General features: G+C 40.2%; 18 protein-coding genes. 9 read left to right on the top strand and 9 right to left on the bottom strand.

All coding sequences use genetic code 11. The features are described 5' to 3' along the window. The first annotated feature begins 166 nt into the window (after positions 1 to 166). Genes hpsE (RMY32_RS02110) through RMY32_RS02085 form a run of 6 tightly spaced genes read left to right on the top strand, consistent with a single transcriptional unit; the run spans position 167 to position 4,496 of the window. On the top strand, positions 167 to 1,126 hold the full coding sequence (gene hpsE / locus RMY32_RS02110; RefSeq protein WP_322712762.1) for a hormogonium polysaccharide biosynthesis glycosyltransferase HpsE: 960 nt from the start codon (positions 167 to 169) through the stop codon (positions 1,124 to 1,126). Positions 1,127 to 1,147: 21 nt separating this feature from the next. Continuing rightward, positions 1,148 to 2,140 (top strand): hormogonium polysaccharide biosynthesis glycosyltransferase HpsE, encoded by a 993-nt coding sequence (gene hpsE, locus RMY32_RS02105; RefSeq protein ID WP_322712761.1) that lies wholly within the window; start codon positions 1,148 to 1,150, stop codon positions 2,138 to 2,140. Position 2,141: 1 nt separating this feature from the next. Then, the gene (locus RMY32_RS02100) at positions 2,142 to 3,107 is read left to right on the top strand and encodes a glycosyltransferase (protein WP_322712759.1); all 966 of its coding nucleotides are present in this window, start codon (positions 2,142 to 2,144) and stop codon (positions 3,105 to 3,107) included. 53 nt (positions 3,108 to 3,160) lie between these two features. After that, positions 3,161 to 3,487 (top strand): Tfp pilus assembly protein FimT/FimU, encoded by a 327-nt coding sequence (locus RMY32_RS02095; protein WP_409882171.1) that lies wholly within the window; start codon positions 3,161 to 3,163, stop codon positions 3,485 to 3,487. Then, the gene (locus RMY32_RS02090) at positions 3,432 to 3,812 is read left to right on the top strand and encodes a hypothetical protein (protein ID WP_409882170.1); all 381 of its coding nucleotides are present in this window, start codon (positions 3,432 to 3,434) and stop codon (positions 3,810 to 3,812) included. Before RMY32_RS02095 ends, RMY32_RS02090 begins: the two co-directional genes overlap by 56 nt. Before the next feature lie 30 nt (positions 3,813 to 3,842). Continuing rightward, positions 3,843 to 4,496, top strand: coding sequence for a TIGR04282 family arsenosugar biosynthesis glycosyltransferase (locus RMY32_RS02085; RefSeq protein ID WP_322712757.1), 654 nt, complete (start codon positions 3,843 to 3,845; stop codon positions 4,494 to 4,496). 131 nt (positions 4,497 to 4,627) lie between these two features. Here the strand turns inward: RMY32_RS02085 and RMY32_RS02080 are convergent, their stop codons facing one another. Next, on the bottom strand, positions 4,628 to 5,284 hold the full coding sequence (locus tag RMY32_RS02080) for an NAD(P)H-binding protein (protein ID WP_322712756.1): 657 nt from the start codon (positions 5,282 to 5,284) through the stop codon (positions 4,628 to 4,630). Between the two features lie 178 nt (positions 5,285 to 5,462). Between RMY32_RS02080 and RMY32_RS02075 the strand changes: the two genes are divergently transcribed. Then, positions 5,463 to 6,134 (top strand): DUF1997 domain-containing protein, encoded by a 672-nt coding sequence (locus RMY32_RS02075; RefSeq protein WP_322695208.1) that lies wholly within the window; start codon positions 5,463 to 5,465, stop codon positions 6,132 to 6,134. 80 nt (positions 6,135 to 6,214) lie between these two features. Here the strand turns inward: RMY32_RS02075 and RMY32_RS02070 are convergent, their stop codons facing one another. Beyond that, on the bottom strand, positions 6,215 to 6,685 hold the full coding sequence (locus RMY32_RS02070) for a DUF4079 domain-containing protein (RefSeq protein ID WP_322695207.1): 471 nt from the start codon (positions 6,683 to 6,685) through the stop codon (positions 6,215 to 6,217). A gap of 187 nt (positions 6,686 to 6,872) precedes the next feature. Between RMY32_RS02070 and RMY32_RS02065 the strand changes: the two genes are divergently transcribed. Beyond that, positions 6,873 to 8,156 carry an ankyrin repeat domain-containing protein gene (locus RMY32_RS02065; protein ID WP_322712754.1) on the top strand — a complete coding sequence of 428 codons (1,284 nt, stop codon included), beginning with the start codon at positions 6,873 to 6,875 and terminating at the stop codon, positions 8,154 to 8,156. 573 nt (positions 8,157 to 8,729) lie between these two features. Here RMY32_RS02065 and RMY32_RS02060 read toward each other — a convergent pair. From RMY32_RS02060 to RMY32_RS02035, 6 genes are all read right to left on the bottom strand, one after another. After that, a complete protein-coding gene (locus RMY32_RS02060) occupies positions 8,730 to 10,121 on the bottom strand; it encodes a PP2C family protein-serine/threonine phosphatase (protein ID WP_322695205.1) in 1,392 nt (463 codons plus the stop codon). Between the two features lie 1,489 nt (positions 10,122 to 11,610). After that, positions 11,611 to 13,272, bottom strand: a complete 1,662-nt coding sequence (gene ftsY / locus RMY32_RS02055) for a signal recognition particle-docking protein FtsY (protein WP_322712752.1) — start codon at positions 13,270 to 13,272, stop codon at positions 11,611 to 11,613. Between the two features lie 255 nt (positions 13,273 to 13,527). After that, positions 13,528 to 14,169, bottom strand: coding sequence for a transcription antitermination factor NusB (gene nusB, locus RMY32_RS02050; RefSeq protein WP_322712750.1), 642 nt, complete (start codon positions 14,167 to 14,169; stop codon positions 13,528 to 13,530). A gap of 296 nt (positions 14,170 to 14,465) precedes the next feature. Beyond that, positions 14,466 to 15,230, bottom strand: coding sequence for a DUF502 domain-containing protein (locus tag RMY32_RS02045; RefSeq protein ID WP_322712749.1), 765 nt, complete (start codon positions 15,228 to 15,230; stop codon positions 14,466 to 14,468). Positions 15,231 to 15,866: 636 nt separating this feature from the next. Next, entirely contained in the window at positions 15,867 to 16,775 is a 909-nt protein-coding gene (locus RMY32_RS02040; RefSeq protein ID WP_322712747.1) for a glycosyltransferase family 2 protein, read from the bottom strand. Positions 16,776 to 16,902: 127 nt separating this feature from the next. Continuing rightward, positions 16,903 to 17,745, bottom strand: a complete 843-nt coding sequence (locus RMY32_RS02035) for an HpsJ family protein (RefSeq protein WP_322712745.1) — start codon at positions 17,743 to 17,745, stop codon at positions 16,903 to 16,905. Between the two features lie 678 nt (positions 17,746 to 18,423). On the opposite strand from RMY32_RS02035, the gene RMY32_RS02030 reads away from it, so the two are divergent. Further along, positions 18,424 to 19,071 carry a glycoside hydrolase family protein gene (locus tag RMY32_RS02030; RefSeq protein ID WP_322712743.1) on the top strand — a complete coding sequence of 216 codons (648 nt, stop codon included), beginning with the start codon at positions 18,424 to 18,426 and terminating at the stop codon, positions 19,069 to 19,071. 17 nt (positions 19,072 to 19,088) lie between these two features. On the opposite strand, the gene menH is transcribed toward RMY32_RS02030, so the two are convergent. Then, the gene (gene menH, locus RMY32_RS02025) at positions 19,089 to 19,907 is read right to left on the bottom strand and encodes a 2-succinyl-6-hydroxy-2,4-cyclohexadiene-1-carboxylate synthase (RefSeq protein ID WP_322712741.1); all 819 of its coding nucleotides are present in this window, start codon (positions 19,905 to 19,907) and stop codon (positions 19,089 to 19,091) included. Positions 19,908 to 20,098: the final 191 nt, after the last annotated feature.

Here is a 20,098-nt window from a genome sequence, read left to right as displayed (position 1 = left end):
TTGTTTAAAAATACGTAATATTGCTGAACATAAAACTGCACGTTGATAGCAAAATTGAAACATCATGTGCAGTTTTAATATTTGATAGATTCATTTAAGAGCCATTGATAAATTAGCCATTGCCTGAACATAATAATAAGCATCATCAAAATATACTTTTCGGAAAATGACTGAGAACCTTGACTTTACTGTAGCTATCCCAACTTATAACGGTGAAAGTCGTTTGCCTGAACTATTAGAACGACTAAAAAACCAACTTCAGACCGAAAATTTATCTTGGGAAATTATAGTTGTAGACAATAACAGCACTGATAATACAGCTAAAGTTGTTCAAACTTATCAAAAAGATTGGCGATGTCCTTATCCTTTAAAGTATTGCTTTGAAGCAAAACAAGGCGCAGCTTATGCTCGAAAAAAGGCAGTTGCAGAAGCTAAAGGTAAATTCATAGGTTTTCTAGATGATGACAACTACCCAGTATCAAATTGGGTAGTCGCAGCTTATGCTTTTGGTGAAAAATATCCTAAAGCTGGAGCTTATGGCAGCCAAATTCACCCAGACTGGGAAGTAGAACCACCGGAAAACTTTAGGCGAATTGCTCCATTCTTAGCAATTACAGAGCGTGGTAATCTACCGCTATTATATGAAGCATCTAAAAAACTACTACCCCCTTCTGCCGGACTTGTTGTCCGTAAACAAGCATGGTTAGAAAGTGTACCAGATAAGTCTATTTTAACTGGTAGAGTTAAAGGCAATATGCTTACCAGTGAAGATTTAGAAATGTTGTCTTACATCCAAAAATCAGGATGGCAAATCTGGTACAACCCAGAAATGGAAATATCACACAAAATACCAAAATTGCGTTTGCAAAAAGATTATTTGATTCCATTTTTCCGAGGGATTGGACTTAGCCGTTGTGTAACGAGAATGGTAAATATAAAACAAATATATAGACCATTTGCTCTTTTATCTTATATGATAAATGATTTGCGTAAAATCACGTTACACTTACTCAAATATCGAACTAATCTAAGAGATGATTTGGTGGCTGCTTGCGAAATGGAACTTTTTTTAAGTAGTTTCATTAGTCCTTTTTATCTTTGGAAAAATGGATACTTTAAAAAATAAATTATTAAAACATTAGGCATTATGACTGAATTAACAGCCGAAAATTTAGATATTAGCGTAGCCATTCCTGCATACAATGGAGCAACCCGTTTACCTAAAATTTTGGATAAGCTATTAACCCAGACAGGAGTAGAACAACTTAGCTGGGAAATTATTATTGTGGATAATAATAGTTCTGATAATACATTTGAAATAATCCAGAATTACCAAAAAATATATGATGGTAACTGTCATTTAAGATATTTTTTAGAACCCGAACAGGGAGCAGCTTTTGCAAGATTGCGAGCAGTACGTGAAGCGAAAGGACAGCTAATCGCATTTTTAGATGATGATAATCTACCTGCTCCTGATTGGTTATCAGAAGCATATACCTTTGGATTAGAGCATCCTCAAGCAGGTGCTTGGAGTGGACAGATTCATGGTGATTTTGAAGTAAACCCGCCAGAAAATTTTGAAAGAATTCAAGCTTTTTTAGCTATCAGAGAACATGGTTCAAATCCATATTTATTTGACGCAGATAATTTAAGACTTCCTCCTGGTGCGGCGCTTGTTGTTCGGAAACAGGTATGGCGTGAAAATGTACCACAGCGGCCTAATTTAAGTGGGAAGCTGCCTGGTATTTTGGTACAGGGTGATGACTATGAACCATTGCTTTATATACATTATGCAGGCTGGCAGATTTGGTATAATCCTACCATGCACACTTATCATCAAATACCATGCTGGCGACTTGAGAGAGATTATCTCTTAACTCTGGCACGCGGTTGTGGATTGTGTATTTTCCAGTTAAGCTTGATAAATACTAAAAATTGGCAAAAACCAATAGTGTTTATAAGAACTATTTTAGGGAATTTACGCCGAGTATTAAAGCACCGTATTCACTATAGAGGAGAATTGAAAAGTAATTTAATTGCACTTTTTGAAATGGAATTTTACTTGGCTAGCATGATCAGTCCTTTTTACTATTTAAAATCTAATTTGCGCAAAGGATTAAAAAATACATTAGCCTTATAAAATGATTAACTATAGTCAAGATTTGCCGAAAATTTCTGTAATTATCCCCGCTTATAATAGTGAGAATACTATTCATCATACAATTCAATCTGTTCTCAATCAAAGTTTGAGCGATCTAGAATTAATTGTAATTAATGATGGTTCAGAAGACTCAACTTTAGATGTTGTTACACAAATTAAAGATCCTCGAATAAAAATATTTTCTTATACCAATGCTGGTGGAAACGTTAGTCGTAACCGAGGTCTACAGCTTGCAGTTGGAGAATTTGTTAGTTTCTTAGATGCGGACGATCTTTGGACACCTGATAAACTTCAGTCTCAGTTAAAGGCTCTGCAAGAAAATGCTACTGCGACAGTTGCTTACAGTTGGACTGATTATATCGATGAAAATGGTGAAATAGTACTCTCTGGTACACACGTTACAGCCAATGGAGACGTTTATGAAAAGTTATTGTTGACAAACTTTTTAGAGAATGGCTCCAATCCTTTGATTCGTAGAGAAGCTTTAATCAAATTAGGTGGATTTGATGAATCTCTAAATGCTGCTCAAGATTGGGATATGTGGTTGCGATTAGCTTGTCAGTTTGATTTTGTATGCGTACCATCTGTACAAATATTATACAGAATAAGTGCTAATTCCGTTTCTTCTAATCTTATAAGACAAGAAAAAGCTTGCTTGCAAGTGCTTGATAGAGCATATAAGGAAAGACCTTTAGCACTTAAAAACACTTGGAATCTAAGTCTGACAAATTTATATAAATACCTGACATGCAAAGCCCTACAAAAGCCGTTTAATCGACAAAAAGCTTTAACGGCGGCTAAATTCTTATGGAATTATATTCTGAATAATTCTTCAAGATTTCAGCGAATCAACTTTACTTTTAAATTATTATTAAAAATTTTCATAATGATTTTAATGCCTACGTTGCTCGAAAATATTACTAACCAGCGCGAAGTAAAAAGCTAAAAAAACTGAAAATTGTTTAACAGCTAGGTAGCTGAAAAACTCTCAGAATAAAAATGAATAGCCTGGTGCATCTACCGTCTTTCGTTTCTGCAAAAAATCTCTTGAAGAATAATCATTCCAACAGTGGTTTTACCTTACCAGAGATTTTAGTAGTTATTGTATTAATTGGTATATTAGCTACGCTCGGAATATCTAATTGGCTGGCTTTTGTGGAGACTCGTCGTCTCAACACTAGTCAAAATGAGGTTTATTATGCTATGCGCCAAGCGCAAAGCCAAGCCACTAAAGATAAATTAACTAGGCAAACCAGTTTTCGCATACAAAATGGTGTCGTGCAATGGGCAGTTCATCAAGCAGAGGCAGGACAATTCATATCCTGATACTGTTAAAAACAATGGCAACTTATGGCATAATCTTGAGCCAAACATTCGCATTGATGAAGAGGAAAACAATAAAGGAAAAAAGGAGACAACTTTACTAAAACACCCTTCACAGCAAATGTGGCGAGTTTTATTTAACTATCACGGTTGTCCTATCTCTGAAGTTGGAAATCAGTGTACTGTAGGCGGATTAGGACAGATAACCTTCTACAGCTTGAATGGTGGTAAAGCTAGACGTTGTGTCTATGTTTCTACCATTTTGGGGGCTATGCGGACGGGAAAAGATCATACTAGAGCCAACGAAAACGACAAGTATTGCTATTAAGATATTTTTAGTTGTTAAACAAGGTATTGTGTGCTGAACTTACCAGCAAGCCCAAAACAGCACCTGATTATTTTCACTCGCTATCCAGAACCAGGTAGGACAAAAACCCGATTGATACCTGCTTTGGGAAATGTTGGTGCTGCCAATCTTCAACGGGAAATGACTGAGCATACAATATTTCAGGTTCAAGAATTGCAAAAAGCCATTGACATATCTGTGGAAGTGCGGTTTGCAGGCGGCGATTTGCAACTTATGCAAGATTGGCTGGGGTTGGATTTGATTTACCAGTCTCAAGGAGAAGGGGATCTAGGTTTGCGGATGGCGCGATCGCTTTTTGATGCTTTTCAATCTGGTGCAGAAAAAGTAATTATCATTGGTACAGATTGCCCTGGAGTGAATGCCCAGATTTTAGCAACAGCCTTCGAGAAGTTACACGCTTTTGACCTCGTACTTGGCCCTGCGATCGATGGTGGATATTACTTAATTGGTTTGCGCCAAGCCATCCCGGAGCTATTCGTTAACATTGAGTGGGGAACTGCTCAAGTATTCCAGAAAACCGTGGATATTGCCCAGAAACTTAATTTATTATACGTGGACTTGTTGCCCTTAGCTGATGTTGACCGACCGGAGGATCTGCTAATTTGGGAACAAGCCCTTGCAGGGAAAATAGAGCGATCGCTTTAAGGAGCAAAATCAAGGAGCGAATTGAAAAAGTGCGTAGGTAGAGCCATAGGAATCACTTTTTCATAAAGATGCGATCTGACGAGCTTGGGGATGAGAATTAAGAGACAGAAGCAATAAAATTCTGTGGAATATCAGCACTGCTGAAATAGCTCCTTAAAGCTTTTTGAGGCTGCTTCAGGTTTGGCAACAATTTCGACAATTTTATTGCGTGCATCTGCTTCAAACAGCGCCTCAACAGCAACTTGGGCGACTTTCTGTCTGGGAATACTACCATCAAACAGCGTATCTGCACTCTGCATCACGATGCGATCGGAGTTGTCTTCATTCTTCAACCCACCAGGCCGCACAATCGTATAAGTAAGACCACTTTTCTGAATATACTCTTCAGCTTGTTTTTTCCACAACAAAATTAACCAAAACAAGTTGAGCGGATGGAAAAGCCGGGAAGTGCACAAAGAAGAAACTAAGATGAGATGCTCAATTCCCTTTGCCTTAGCAGCATCTACTAAATTTTTAGTCCCTTCAAAATCTACTTTATAGGGGCCAGTGGGGTCAAAGCTAGGTTTTGCCCCAGTCGCAACCAATAGAACTGTGCTATCTGCCAACGCAGCAGTTAAAGTTTCTGGTTGTAATACATCGCCTAACACTAATTCGGCTTCAGGAGACAGAATACCCCTAGCTTTCTCTATATCCCGCACCAAGGCTCGGACGGGAATATTCCGCGCTATTAATTCTTGCACAATCCGGCGACCTGTTTCACCTGTTGCCCCTGCTACAAATGCTTTCATGATAAATGCTATCCTGGGAAACTATTGTGTGCTTGTTCAGTTCTTTATTTTAGTAATTCTATGGAGTTACTCGCAGATTAATGAGGTTTCGGTCAAAATGGGATCTGAATGCGAAATGACCCAGGTGTGTGGGGAATCATTAATATAGACTAACGCCAAAATATAGAGTAATGCATTTATGCTTTCAAGAAAAGGCGAATATAAATCCTGGGAAATAACAGAAGCTGTTTTACCTGTAGTGTCCGCCCAAGAAGCTGAGGACACATTAACAGAACCAAATGTAGCGACGCTGACAAAATTTTACGGTCATTATCAAGATTTTATGGAAATGGCTGCCCCAGTAGAGAAGGTTGCTGAGTATCTCAATTCTCACGCCTCATGGTTTTCGCGCTGCGCTGAACCCATGAAGGTACAATCACTTGGGGAAAATGGCTATGGTTTAACAATTGGTCGTTTTGGTTCTTTTGGTTATGAAGTAGAACCGAAAATAGGTTTGGAATTGTTGCCCCCAGAGGAGGGTATTTACCGCATCCGTACAATCCCCATTCCTGACTACCAACCGCCTGGTTATGACGTAGATTATCGGGCATCTCTAGAGTTAAAAGAAACCGATGTTTCCACTAGCATTGATAAGGTTACAAGAGTTGAATGGGAATTGGATTTGATAGTTTATCTTCACTTTCCCCGATTTATTCAGCGATTACCCAAGTCTATAGTTCAATCTACAGGCGATCGCTTACTTAATCAAATTGTCCGCCAAGTCTCCCGCCGCTTAACTCGCAAAGTTCAGGAAGATTTTCATAAATCTTTGGGAATACCGTTTCCTGCTAATTTTAAGCAAAAGCGTTGATAGGATTTCAAAAAATTCAATAATTCTAAATTATTTGTACGTTTGTAGGGTAGCACAGCTGTGCTACCCTACTTTGCTAACTATGCTTGAGTGAGAATTTTTTGGACAATTTGCACGCCAGTAACAGCCTGCCAAGCAAAAAGTCCCAAAAGGGTGAAATTTATCAAAATATGAGTTGCACGTGCCCAATTTGCCCCTTTTTGCATATAAGGGGACAAAGCAGCAGAAAATGCAATCAAACCTGTCATACCCAGTCCTGCTAGTAGGTGAGGCCCGACAAATAACTTTTGGTTATTAATGTAAGTGACAGCCATCCCACCAATCGCACCTGTCACCATCAAAGCTAGGAGTATAGACCCGATTTGGTAGTGTCTGACGTTATATCTACCTTTAATCAGTTCTTTCTTTTCTTCTCCCTGAGCATTTCTGGTACGCTGTAATTGCAATCCCAAATAGGCTGCATAAATTGAGAGTACTAATAGCGCCCACATAAGCACCGGATGGAAGAAGTTCAGCCAATATTTCACCGATGTAGAAAGTTCCAGACTCATCGCGTTCTCGCTTAATAATTAAATCTTCATAAAAATTAGCATAACTCTATTTTCTGTGCTTAAATTTGCACAAATTAAAAGAGACTCGCCCGACTATTTTCCTTTGCCCTCTTGCCAAAGTGGATAAACAATCTCAGACTAAATTTTGAGGGTAGACGAACAAAACTCCCTGTGTGGGATCTCATCCATGACTGAAAACAATAATACTTTGCTGCTCAAAGCTGCTAAAAGTGGTGATATTAAGGGACTGTGTGCGCTACTGGCTGCTGGTGCAAGAGTGGACGCGTGCGATCGCCAAGGCACCACGGCGTTAATGTTTGCTGCGAATTTAGGCTACACCGAAATTGTGCGATCGCTGCTCGATGCTGGGGCAAATATCAACTTGCCGAGAAAACTCTATGGTTTAACGGCTTTGATGTTGGCGGCTAGTGCCAAACAGCTTGACATTTTGCAACTTTTACTCTCTAAAGGTGCAGATGTCAATGCCACTAATGAAGATGGCAGTACAGCATTAATGGCAGCAGTCCTCAAAGGTTATATCGATGTAGTGCGAGTTTTATTGGCTGCTGGTGCCGAAGTTAATATTGCTGATAAAGATAATGATACGGCATTGAAACTTGCCGTTAAGCAGGGAAAAATAGAAGTTTTACAAGCAATTCTCCAAACTGGTATCGATGTCAATATCCCAGATGAAGAGGGTGAGACACTTTTAATGCTAGCGGCAGATTTGGGACATCTGGAGATTGTGGAAGCACTGTTAGCAGCAGGGGCTGATGTGAATGTGAAAAACGCTGATGGTGGAACTGCCCTATCGGCAGCAGCAGCGGCTGGACACAGTGCGATCGTAGCAGCTTTACTAGATCGAGGTGCCCAGATTAATCTTCAAGATCGAGATGGAGAAACTGCCTTACACCTTGCCGTTGTAGAAGGCTACATTGATGTCGTGCAAATATTACTTAACAGGGGTGCAGATGTGCAAATTAGCAACCATCTGGGCGATACACCACTCCTTGTAGCAGCATTGCAGGGACATAGCCAAATTGTCGAGGCACTGGTACGTTCTGGCGGAGATATAAATGAGAAAAGTCTTGGTGAAGTACCTTTGACGTTGGCTGCATCACAAGGACACACCCAAACAGTGCAAGTGTTGTTAGATTATGGTGCTGATGTCAATATTCCAGGGGATGATGGCAAAACTGCTTTGATCAAGGCAACCGAACGCCAACACAAAGAGATCGTACATTTGCTGCTAGCAAAGGGGGCAGATGTGAATTTTCAAGACTCAGCAAGGGCCACATCATTGATGTGGGCTGCTTCAGCAGGTTATGGTGAAATTGTGCAGTTATTACTCCAAGCTGGGGCAGATGTGAATTTGAAAAACCGGGGCGGTTATACTGCTTTGATGATTGCAGAATTTAATGGTTATAAGAATGTGGTGCGGAGTCTGCAAAAAGCTGGGGCGCAAGAATAGCGATTTAATTTCTTCATCTAAAATATTTTTCAGAAATATCTTGACCAATTATTAAATGAAGTTTATTGGCTGAAATATCAAGGAAGTTTAAAAAACCAAATCTAGGACGAATAAACAAAGAAAGCAAAACTCCGTCGTAGCTGTTGTGAACTTGCTACGGCGGAGAAAGAAAAATTAAAACGCCAAAAGGGAGCAGACCAAATGCTTGCGTCACAAGGATAGAAAGAAAGCAAAAATGAAGAAGTAAATTTACCTTTTACTTTTTACCTTGTACATTTTACCTTTTACCTGCTCTCCCCCTTGGCGTTTCCTACTGTGCTAGATGTGCAAAATATATAGTTTTTAATTGAACAGAAAAGTATTCTAACGATCATTTTTTATGTATTATCCTAAAGGCTAAATACAAACAAGTTCACAAAAAAGGTTGATGTGCAACCATTTGGGCGATCGCTACGAAAATTTAAAGAAAAATAAATAAAAAATTAAATTTAGTGTAATCACTGTGGTGAATCCTCTGTCACCATAAAGTCAAGCATTGACTAATGGACTCGATCGAGTATAAATAGTCAATGATTATAAGATTTGTAAAACAACTAGTGTCATATCATCAGTGTTTTGTTTATCAGCACCGATGAATTGCTGAACTTGGTCAAATAGGTAATCTACAATCTCCTCTGGCCCATTGCAGTATTTACAAGCAGTATTGAAGCCAGTAACAAAATTGTCTTCATCGAAGCGATCACCACCAGCAGCAGCGGCATCAGTTAAGCCATCTGTATAGTAAATAATTGTATCTCCAGGCTCTAACTGTGCCTGTGCATCTTCATATTGGCTGTTAGCATCCAAACCGATTAACATTCCCAAAGTATCTAAACGGGTGACAGTTTTTGTCGCTGCGTGCCACCATAAAGGAGGATTGTGTGCCGCATTGCTATAAGACAGAATTCGGCTGTAGGGGTTATATTCTGAGTAAAATAGTGTTACAAAGCGATGGGAATTTTCCAAATCCGCATACATAACTCTATTTAAGTTTTGTAGAATTCCGGCTGGGGAATTACCATGTAGCACTTCTCCCCGTAGCATTCCCCGCATCATCGTCATAATCAGCCCAGCGGGGACACCTTTGCCCATGACATCTCCAATAACCAAACCCCAGCGGCTAGTTTCGCTGCCACCTTTGATCTTGGGCTGAATCTTATTATGATTGGTAGCAATAAAGTCGTAGTAGTCTCCGCCGACGCGATTGGCAGGTTTACAGCGTGCAGCCAGGACTGCACCGGGAATTGTAGGGCATTGACGTGGTAGAAGTCGCCGTTGAATTTCTGCGCCAATTTCTAATTCTTGGTCTAAGCGTTCTTTTTTTCTTAGTTCTACAGCTAGTTCATCGTTTTCGATCGCTACTGCTGTTTGGTCTGCCACTAACCTAACTAACTTTTGCCTGGTTTCTGTCCAACTATATTCTGGATCGCGGCTCAAGACATAGAGCCATCCCCGTTCTGTATGCTTTACCAGAATCGCCGTACCAAAGATTTGCACATCTGGCCCCAAATAGCGATGCATCTGGTCATCCAAAATCCCTGTGGCATTCGCTAGGGGGGCAGCATTGGGTAAAAGCGTGATTTGACTACTGGCTATTTCTAGCGCTTTGCGGATATTTTTGCGCTGGCCACTATCTTGCCAATGTAACTGTTCTAACCTGACTTGACCATTAGGTTTGTAGAGAAACAGGGCGCTACCGTCTGCATCTGTCACTCTTGTTGCCATCAGCGGAATCAGTTCTAAAAACTGATTCAAATTATTGAAACTTCTCAGGGCAAATCCTAAAGAACTTAGCAAATCTTGAATTTTGTTCTGTTCCCGGTGTAACCTTGCCACGAGTTCTTTGAGTGCCACGACTGGTGTGACATCCGTCGCGGCACTACTACTATTATCAATGGGTTGAGAGGGCAGTTGAGACACAGGCACGGGTATTATTGCACTTTATATTGGCAGATTTTAGATTATTTATAAATCTTTTGGCTTTGGCATTGCTAAACCATATTTAGACAAGACTTGCCATTTTAGCAAGAGTATAAAGACGTAACAGGCAAATTTTATAAGTATTTTATTTGCTTATTCTATTTCTGACGGACTATTAGTAATTTTAAATCATGTATTTTTAGTCCAAATTCTACCCGTAAAAATTACTACTTTTGCTGATATATCAGAAAGTTTTTCATTTTTTCATAACTTAATTACCAAAGCATATCTCTAAAGTTAGAAAAATACTTTATTCAAAAAATAATTTATAACGCTCTCAGAGGGACTTTTTGGGTAGAAGCAGCTAGAAGACTAGAAGTCTTTTGAGTAAAAAGCTCTATAAGCGCTCAAATCGAGCTTGATTTGCTCAAAAACAGAACTACACTCGTTTCCAAACTTGAGAATATGTTAATAAGTTTTCAAATATTTAATTTGTATACCATAGATGCTCGGATAATCGCCAAGATTGAGCTTTTCCATTTTTAATTTCTCGTTTTGTGAATTTTGAGTTGCTGAATACGCAAAATTTAAATCCATCAAAACTGGATAAAAGTGAAGTAACTCTATCTTCTTAGTCAGAGGTAACAAAGTTAAACCATTAGCCTGTAATTTATTCTAGGGGTAAGTAGAACAGGCGGGAAAAATCAAACTATGTTAATAAAAGTAAAGTGGACTAAAACCCTCTTTCCTTCTGCCTTCTGCCTCCTGCCTCCTGCCTGAACCTGATGATAAATATTCACAGCGACTTACTTAAGTTATTTGGTAAGTGTAAGATATGAATACAAGAAATGACACTAAAAATAGAAGAAATATCTTCTAAGAACTTTAAGTCAAAAGTCAGAAAGAGTCTTTACGTTTAACCATCAAAATTCCAACCTTTCGATAGACGTTGCACGAGTAAGTAGCCATAGCCAACACCAAACACCTATGGAGGAATAAACCTCCCGCAGCGCTGAAATCACTCGCGCTAGTTCCCCAACGCACTGCTCACCATTGGGACTGCTGTCTATCCCACAATAAAGTTGTATTGGTGGAGATGAGCGTCTCGATTCCCTTTTGAATTGCTGCAAGATGAAAATCTAGGGGATTATTGTATGTCGCAACTAAATATCGTGCTGCTACATTTAAAAAGCCCATTTCAGACTTTAAAAAGGGCATTAGCTAGAAATTTTAGCAAAAGTCACCTATTTATTGTGACAAATTCATAATTTTAGGACTTGAGCTGTTTCTAGTTAGTTCAAGTGATAATACCAGATCGGTCATCCCTAAATTTATCAGTTTTAAGACTTACGCAAAAATAACTAAAAAGCTTAATTTATCGAACCTCCTTCTCTGTCAGAGTCTGACGCCAACACGCAGTATTTCCCAGAGAATAATACAATATTGCGTAAGTCCTAAGTTTGGTAAGAAAAATTTTTAACTCGAAATTTTTCAATTAACCACTCAAAAGAGCTTCGACAAACTCATAGCTCGAAAAGGGGCGTAGGTCTTCAATTCCTTCGCCAGCACCAATAAAGCGAATGGGTAAACCTAGCTGCTGTACAACGGCAAGGGCAACGCCGCCTTTGGCAGTGCCATCTAGCTTGGTTAAGACAACACCACTGAGTTGGGCAGCTTGGGAAAAAACTTCAGCTTGCCGCAGTCCATTTTGACCTAAAGTTGCATCTAGAACCAAAAGAGATTCTACTTTGGCATCTGGGGCTTTTTTGTCGATAATTCGCCGGATTTTACCGAGTTCGTCCATTAAATTTTTCTTGTTTTGCAGTCGCCCAGCTGTATCTACTAGAAGTAATTCGGTTTGACGCGCTTGGGCGGCTGCGATCGCATCAAATACAACTGCTGCCGGATCTGTATTTTTTCCCGGATTGGAAATTACATCCACGCCACTTCTACTACCCCAAACCTTTACTTGTTCCACTGCGGCGGCGCGGAAGGTGTCTGCTGCGCCAATCAAGCATTTATAGCCAGATTTTTGTCCCAAGTGGGCAATTTTACCGATGGTAGTGGTTTTACCGGCACCATTTACCCCAGTGATTAACCAAATATTTAAGGTTTCTTTTTCTGGGGTAAAGGTAGTTTTCTGGGATGTTTTGCTCGGTGCATCCAGCATATCCCGGAGGATTTTTTTTAGGAAAGCGATCGCTTCTTCAGGTGCGGTAACTTCTTCTCGCAGTTTTGTCTGTAAGGCATTGATAATAAAGTCTGTCGCCTCTACACCAACATCAGCTTGCAAAAGCAACGCTTCAATTTCCGTCACAGCAGCAAGATTTAGCGGCCCTTGACCAACGATCGCCTTCAGTTGGTTGAGAATACTACGGCGAGTTTTGTCTAATCCTTGCCGGAGCTTTTTCAGCCAGGTAATTTCTTCAATCGAAACGTCTTCTGCACTCCTACCTTGAGCTGCTAGAACTTTCGCTGACCAGACAAACCCATCATCAAAAACCAATCCGGGAATTTCCTCTTTTGTTTCTGAGGTTGTCGCTACTGGCTGTACTACCTCCGGTTCTGGAACTTCAATGGCGGTGGCTATTAGTTGTTCTAGCTTGGCTTGCCGTTCTGCCGCCGCCCGTTCTAAAAAGGATAAGTTAGCTGGTGCTGTTGGCTGTGTTGCCTCTAACGTAGCTAGTGGTTCGGTGGGTGTTGGTTCAACTTCGCTTGCCGTGAGTTCTGTGGTGGAAACATCAGGCTGTTCAGCAATTGCTGCCACTGAAGAATCTTTTGTAATTTCTTCCTCACTAGCAGCTTGGATAACTTCTGGCTGTGCTGTTTCTACGGTTGTATTAGTAGCTTCTGGTTCGGTTATTTCCGCAGTTGCCGTTTCTGCGGTTTCAGGTTGTATTGATGGTGCTAAGGTATCTGCTGGATCGGGTGGGGTTTCTACTACCTCGACTTGCTGTTTTTGCTGAATATTTTTGTAAGCAGCTTTCGCAAATGCCAATAAATCTGCCGTTGTGTCTGGTGTAGTTTCAGCAGTTGGTGTTGAGGTTTCGGCTGGCTCTGGTTGGGGTTCTTTTGCAGGAGGAGTTTCTTCCTGTTTCTTATCAGAGGGAGTGTTAGAGGAATCGTTATGTTGACGACGGAACCAATTAAAAACCATTGCAGCAGTATTAGTTATATGAGTTATTAAGTTATAAATTATGAGTTTAATTTAACTTTGTACTTTTTCTTGGGGTGAAAACTTCCGGGTTATCCTCACCTTTCAACGCCAGTTTAAAGAAAATCGTTACAACAAGAGGTTTCCTCTGTTTGCGCAGCATCTCCCTTTGGAAGAGGTTCCGCTTGGAAGAAGCCGCAGAAGGGGCTACAGACTTTTTCCCACGGCAGTAAAGAAATTATGAATTCCGCGGCAGTACTACGCAGTTTTTTTCTGCTCAGTGACTCGGCGTAAAACACCGTTAATAAACCGATGACCATCGTCTCCACTGTAGCGTTTGGCTAGCTCCACAGCTTCGTTGATGGCGATACTGTCTGGAACTCCCAAGAACTTCATTTCTGCCACGGCAATTTGCAAAATATCGCGGTCAATTTGGGCGAGACGAGTTACTTGCCAATCTACTAAGGCAGCAGATATGAGTTCATCTATAATGTTTCGATTTTCGTTGACGGTGATTACAAGCTCTTTAGCGTAATTCCGAACTCCCTTGTCCTGATTAGCTAATTGAATCAATACTGGGAAATCAACTGCTGTACCCAACTGATTGATTGCTGTCTGGGTGCAGGCGATCGCTTCTTGAAGCATTGTTCTGGCAGTATTGAGGTCGCAGGCCCGAGTTTGGCTGCTTAAGAGGCGATCGTTACTGCGTTGCAGCTCACCTGCGGCATTATCGAGTGTATCTTGTACTTCTGAGGTCAGAGTGCGTACTGCTCCTAGCACCAACTTGGATACTAGTTGGTCGTCTTCCAATTTATCTAATTTCTTTGGGTTGATCGGCAATTGGCTAAGGCTTAAAAGCGCCAATTCACGAGCAATTTGCTGGGGTTTACGAGGTTGCATAAAACTGAGGGGTGATTGTGCGAGAACTGAATTAATTAGACAAGACAAACTTATAAGCCTATCAATTTTGGCACAGTTAAACAACAACATTACGCATTTGCTTGTGACTATGCCAGATTGATTCCAAAGAGGCAGAGGGCAAGAGAAATACACTCCTATATCTCTTGCCGCAACCAGAGCTTTTCTTGGAGTTTAAATCAAGATCGCTAAAATTTCCGAGTTGGTGGCTTGGAATTAGATGGAGTGTGAGCCGCTATTCTTGATTCCAACCTCCTGCTTTCTGCCTCCTGCCTTCTTCACGTTTCTTCAACGGGAATAACCTGCTGCTCAATCTCTTTGTGTTTCACTTCCAATGTGGACTCTTTGGAGAAAACCAAAGGCGTATTGGAGGCGACAATGCCACCTGATACAACTATTTTAAAGGCGTCTTCAATCGACATAGAAAGGTTCACCACCTCGTCTTCAGGAACGACTGCGTACCATCCGGTAGTCGGATTTGGGGTGGTGGGGATAAAGACACTTAACACGGGGCGAGACATCTGGGCTTGGATATCACTGCTGATTGCACCAGTAACAAAAGCGATCGCCCAAATTCCTCGGCGAGGATACTCTACCAAAATTACCCGGCGAAACTTGCCATTAGAATCTTTTAGTATTGTTTCTAAAAGCTGTTTGAGAGTTTTGTATACCTGTCCGGCTAAAGGAATTGCCTGTAATAATCGCTCACCAAAATCTAACAACCACCGCCCAGCTATATTCCGAGCCATTAAGCCCATCAGTAATATACTTAGTAGTGGTACAGCCAATCCTACTAATAAATTAAGTATATTTACTAAAAATGGGTTTAATCCATCAAAGGGATTCAATTGTTTGGGAATTTGGGTGAGGAAGTTGATTACCCAGGTCGCAATGGTAATTGTCAGCCAGATAGTGGTTGCTAGGGGAATTACTACCAACAAACCAGCAATCAGGTCGTTTTTTAAGTCCTGTTTTAGGCGATTGATTACCAAGCCCCGATTCTCCTGTTTTAAGCTAGAGGAACTTTTGTTATTCGTATCCATACCAGCAGATTCGTCAAATTCCGAAGGCTTTAACTTTGGCAGATTCTGCCGCAAGTAACTGTCTAAAACGTTAGCAAGTTGCCTGCTGCTGGAAATCAGCTATTTTCCTATAAGCATACACATAGACATTAACCAATCCGATGGCAACTGGTTATTCTTAGAGGATGTTACTTTTTTATAATAATTGTAAAGAATTGTTGCAATTTTTGAGGTATTATTAATTTATCGTGCTTAATCAAAAGCTGCTTATAATTGTGAAAGTACTACAGGATAAGCTAATAAACTATTTTATCTGGTCAGTCACTCACATTTGAGCAAGGATGGCTTTTATGAAAATATTCTGTTACAAATATTAATTTATTAGGAATTCTCAATAAAGAAATTATCCATCTTGTGGGGTGAGTATTCTGCCCGCCTTGAATATAGAAGAGATGGGGACACCCGTCCCACAAAATAATTTGGGATGTTTTTATTTAGAAGTCTCTTTTATCTAGTCTTGAATTATAAAAAACAAGATCCCCGACAACTTTTACGAAGTCAGGGATCTGTTTAGCACATCTGTGCGCCCTATAATTTTGCGTAGTTTACTGCCGTAGGCATCGCTATACAAAAAATCCTTCTAATCTCCAGCCCTCTTCATGCCGCATCAACCTGTGTAGTTTCAGAATCCGCGCATTGCAACTGTTGTGTATTCTCTTGTACCAAAATTGCTGTTGTATCTAAATTAGGTTTTGGTAAATACTTCATTTCCCAGACTTTGAGCAAAATCAGGTATTCATAGAATGCCTGCAATGTACACCAAGCGACTCCGGCGCGTCCATCTAAGCATCCGCCTAAGATAAAATACATATATATAAACCGTAGCAACGGTCTGGCGGGCAAACGTAAAGATAAATCCTTCAGGGCACGCCGTCTTTCTACTTCCGATTTGCCAAAGAATAAATCTTGCCAGTTCACCTTTCCCTGTTCTAGCTGATACAATGTTTCTTGAGCTTCATCCGTAGAATAACGGTTGTGCTTGTCAATCCAGCGGCTCAAACCTTTGCTACAAGTGTAGTGTGGGTATGTTTCTTTTAAAAAGCTAGTTGCACCCTCACAAACTTCTCGCTCAGTATGACCGTAGTCTGTAAACCATACTTTACCGTGGCGGAAGAGTCGCATTTGGTAACGGGGATACTGTGTGCTGTAGCGAATCCAACTATTCATGAACATGACGCGTTCAGCCACGTAGTAACCGATATAGTCTGGATTCTGACTTGCCTTTTCGCATTCTGCAAATAGTTCTGGTGTCATACGCTCGTCAGCTTCGAGAATGTAAACCCATTGATGCTTCGGAGGGATAGACTCTAACATCCAGGTGCGTTGGCGTCCGTGGCTTTCAAAAGCGTGTTGGACGACGCGGATGGGATAGCGACTGGCGATTTCCACAGTGCGATCGCTACTGCATGAATCCACAACAATGATGTCATCTGATAACATCGCTGATTCGATACAAGCAGCAATATCTAGTTCTTCGTTATATGTCAGTATGTAAATTGAGAACATTACTCAAGTTTTATAGCGATTTTACTCAGCGATCGTTGTCTTGTTATTAGTTATTAGCTATTAGACGCATGGCAGTATCAGCCGTCAATAATTTTTGGATACTTCCTACTGCCATGCCAATAGTGGATTAGCGTGTGGCAGTTCTAGGTTTACCACCTTGTACAGCACCCCTACCTCTTAAGCTTGTCCAGCCGATGATAATGTAACCAATTGACAATAGCAAACTGCTAATACCAATCCGCAGTCCAGATTTCCAAGCAGTATCTTTAGCTTGTTGCAGTGCTTCGTCTCGGCGCTGGCGAACTTGGCTCAGTTGTTGAGTTTGCAGCGTTTGAACATCTGTTTGTTGTTCGATAGCTTTGTCAAGTACTTGGGGATTTGTTTTAGCCTTCTTCAGTAACTCTTTGATATTTGCGGGAATTTGAGGGCTTTCAATTGCTTGCTTATATTTTTGGTCATCTTTGAGGATTTCACTAAACTGAGCTTTGGTTTGGTTTCGCAGTTGATCTAGTTGCGCTTTTCCTTGTTCAGTATTCAGTTGTGCTTGCAATTGCGATAACCGAGTGTTCAGTTGAGTTTCTGCTTGATCTGCTTCTTGGGTGATTCGGTTGAGTGTTTGAGCCTTTGCTTGATTGACGTTATTTAGGTGCAGGGGAAAAATCAGCAAGAACATCAACCCTAAAATACTGGAGATAATCGCGGCAGGAAATCTTAAATCGATACCTTGGGGGCGATCGCTTGCTGGATCGGCATTCTCAATCCAATAGGCAGCAAACAGAAGCCCCAAACCGACTAGAGGGACAATTCCGCGATCGACGAGCGCTGTTCCTAAATTGATTTGCCATACCCGATCGGTGGGTTGAAAGGGTAATAACAGAATCAAAAAGTCAACGAAAAACGACAAAATGCAGATTATTCCAACTACCTTAAGTGTGAGAGCAGTACTCACGGAAGTAAAACGGTTAACCATAATTTTTCAAACTGGTGGTGAATATGAGTGATTTTCATATTTCAAGCTACTTGAATATTGTGCCCATGACTATGACTATTGTGTAAAAACACAAAGCAGATTCAATATTGCTAAAGGCTATCTGCCTCTTGGTTTTCAACTAGCCCACAGTAACATTTGTTATCTACAGTGTCTTCAGGAAAATCCTGGTATTTTAAAATACGAAGTTGATGCGGGCTAGAGGAACAGACTGATTAATTACCCAATCTCCCTGATTGCAGTTCTCAATCGGTCTTAATACAGACCTTTTATAAGGGTTCACAGATGTGAATCGGTGTCAACTTAAATCTAAACCTTTGCCATCAGGTTGTATCGACTTATCGCCCAATTTGAGCAAGGAAGCAATTATTACCGAGAGCAGATGCTACTAAAAGTGATTGAGCTTATACAGGGTCGGGATTTTTGGGAGTATCTCAGTTACTTGCAAACTCCTGTATTTATACTCTTTTTTGCTAATTCCTCAAAAAATCAGCAAATCGGAAATAATAACTAACAATCAGGTGTGAACTTTACTAGAATCAGTTCGTCGGTGATTTTTGTTAGCAAAAAGAGTGAATTTGAAGGAGTCAGACTCTGAAAGGCTTTGAATTCAAAGGTGCTGAAAAACTTATCGGCCCAATAGCTGCGCTTTTGGGCTTTGTGTATTTGTTGCAATGGTATATTGGAGACTTGCGATCGCCTTCCGATCCCATCTTTGAAAATAAACAGGCGCCTTTGGTAATGAAAGAGGGCGACCCTTATATCCGCGCTTTAATGCGAACTATCTCGGCAAGTGAGGCTAGTGGAAACCGTCCCTATTCGCTGTTATATGGTGGACAGCAAGTCAACGACCTGAGCCGACATCCTGAGATATGCGTCACAATTGTCACAGGCCCCAACACAGGTAATTGTTCTACCGCTGCTGGCAGATATCAAATTATCAACATTACTTGGTATCGTTTAGCCCCTCTTTATCATCCAAAGCCGATGCGAATGATGTTTTGGACTACTTATAGTTTTGAACCAGAATATCAAGATGTCGTAGTTTACCGTTGGTTAAATGATTCTAAAGTTTGGGGAACTAATATTTCGCAACTGTTGCGTCAGGGAAAGTTAAATGATGTTTTGCGGCGGCTCTCTCCCACTTGGACAAGTTTGGGATATGGTATAGAAACTAATTCTGTTAGTAGCTCTTTGCCGAAAGTTTATCAAAAAATGTTGCAAGAAGAATTAACCGCAGCTAAACAACCAACACTCCCAAATTTGCCACCATCCCCAACTCCTTCTAGGAAGGCAGTAAAAAAGTAGTAAGATTATCGTAATTTTTAACTTGCTGCGGATAAAAAACTTTTGATATTTTCCACAAATGCCAAAGTATTTTCAAAGTGGATATTGTGTGCAGCATTACTAATTATTTTTATCTGAGCAAATTCACACATTTTAGCCATTTCTGTATTAATAGATATAAATTTTTGATCGTATTCACCAACTAGTAAAAGCATGGGAATTGTATTGTATTGTAGATTTTCCCATAAAGGTGGTTGACATCCAGTACCCATAAAGCTCAGTGATTTATCTAATTCCTGTGGATTGTTCTGCAATCGGCTTTCAATCATGCGATCGTATTCTGGATGATTTTTTATATCGCCAAAAATCGGCTGATTGTACCAATTTGAGAGAAAAGCAGCAAAATCGCTTTTTTCAAAGGCTCTTGTTAATTTTCTACCTATTTGTGTATCAAGTTTAATCCGTTCTAATCGTTCTGTTGCTGTTGGTAAACCTGGGGAGGCTGACTCTAGCACAACTTTATAAAAACGTTCTGGAAAATTCAGGGCTAGGTATAAAGCCAATCTTCCACCCATTGAATAACCAACTAAAAAGCATTTATAAATTTTTAATTCATCTAATAAATTGATTATTGCTTGAGCAGTGGGTTTTATTTTATAGTATTGATTACCTGCTAAAACTTGGGTTTTACCATGTCCTGGCAAGTCAACTGTAAGATAAGAAAAGTCTTCAGCTAGTAATTTTATGGCTTCATTAAATTCATTAATGTTTCCCATGAAACCGTGCAATAAAAGAATTATAGGTTTGTTTATATTGAGATTTAAATAATAGTTAAACTTATATTCTTGTAAAGTCATTTTTAAAGGAGATATCTAAAGTTTAAATTGGTATAATTTTTTATTATCAGTCGAGCAAAGCAGAATGTTCGCAGATTTTGAGAAGACAAAAGAAAGTTAATTTGTTTCATAGGTTTTAACCTGATTATTTATTCTCCCACCAATATGGTGTGTTTATTTCTGCCGACCTGTACTAGAATGATGTAAGAGCG

It is taken from the genome of Nostoc sp. ChiSLP03a (assembly GCF_034531215.2).
Taxonomy (GTDB): domain Bacteria; phylum Cyanobacteriota; class Cyanobacteriia; order Cyanobacteriales; family Nostocaceae; genus Nostoc.
The sequence above is the reverse complement of the archived record's forward strand: the minus strand, read 5'-3'. Positions and strand labels throughout refer to the sequence as shown.

Coding starts and splice junctions, on each gene's coding strand:
- RMY32_RS02095 (WP_409882171.1), top strand. CDS start 3,161: ATGAATAGCCTGGTGCATCTACCGTCTTTCGTTTCTGCAAAAAATCTC.
- RMY32_RS02035 (WP_322712745.1), bottom strand. CDS start 17,745: ATGGTTAACCGTTTTACTTCCGTGAGTACTGCTCTCACACTTAAGGTA.
- RMY32_RS02075 (WP_322695208.1), top strand. CDS start 5,463: ATGCTTTCAAGAAAAGGCGAATATAAATCCTGGGAAATAACAGAAGCT.
- RMY32_RS02065 (WP_322712754.1), top strand. CDS start 6,873: ATGACTGAAAACAATAATACTTTGCTGCTCAAAGCTGCTAAAAGTGGT.
- nusB (WP_322712750.1), bottom strand. CDS start 14,169: ATGCAACCTCGTAAACCCCAGCAAATTGCTCGTGAATTGGCGCTTTTA.
- menH (WP_322712741.1), bottom strand. CDS start 19,907: ATGACTTTACAAGAATATAAGTTTAACTATTATTTAAATCTCAATATA.
- RMY32_RS02080 (WP_322712756.1), bottom strand. CDS start 5,284: ATGAAAGCATTTGTAGCAGGGGCAACAGGTGAAACAGGTCGCCGGATT.
- RMY32_RS02090 (WP_409882170.1), top strand. CDS start 3,432: ATGGTGTCGTGCAATGGGCAGTTCATCAAGCAGAGGCAGGACAATTCA.
- hpsE (WP_322712762.1), top strand. CDS start 167: ATGACTGAGAACCTTGACTTTACTGTAGCTATCCCAACTTATAACGGT.
- RMY32_RS02070 (WP_322695207.1), bottom strand. CDS start 6,685: ATGAGTCTGGAACTTTCTACATCGGTGAAATATTGGCTGAACTTCTTC.
- RMY32_RS02100 (WP_322712759.1), top strand. CDS start 2,142: ATGATTAACTATAGTCAAGATTTGCCGAAAATTTCTGTAATTATCCCC.
- RMY32_RS02045 (WP_322712749.1), bottom strand. CDS start 15,230: ATGGATACGAATAACAAAAGTTCCTCTAGCTTAAAACAGGAGAATCGG.
- hpsE (WP_322712761.1), top strand. CDS start 1,148: ATGACTGAATTAACAGCCGAAAATTTAGATATTAGCGTAGCCATTCCT.
- ftsY (WP_322712752.1), bottom strand. CDS start 13,272: ATGGTTTTTAATTGGTTCCGTCGTCAACATAACGATTCCTCTAACACT.
- RMY32_RS02040 (WP_322712747.1), bottom strand. CDS start 16,775: ATGTTCTCAATTTACATACTGACATATAACGAAGAACTAGATATTGCT.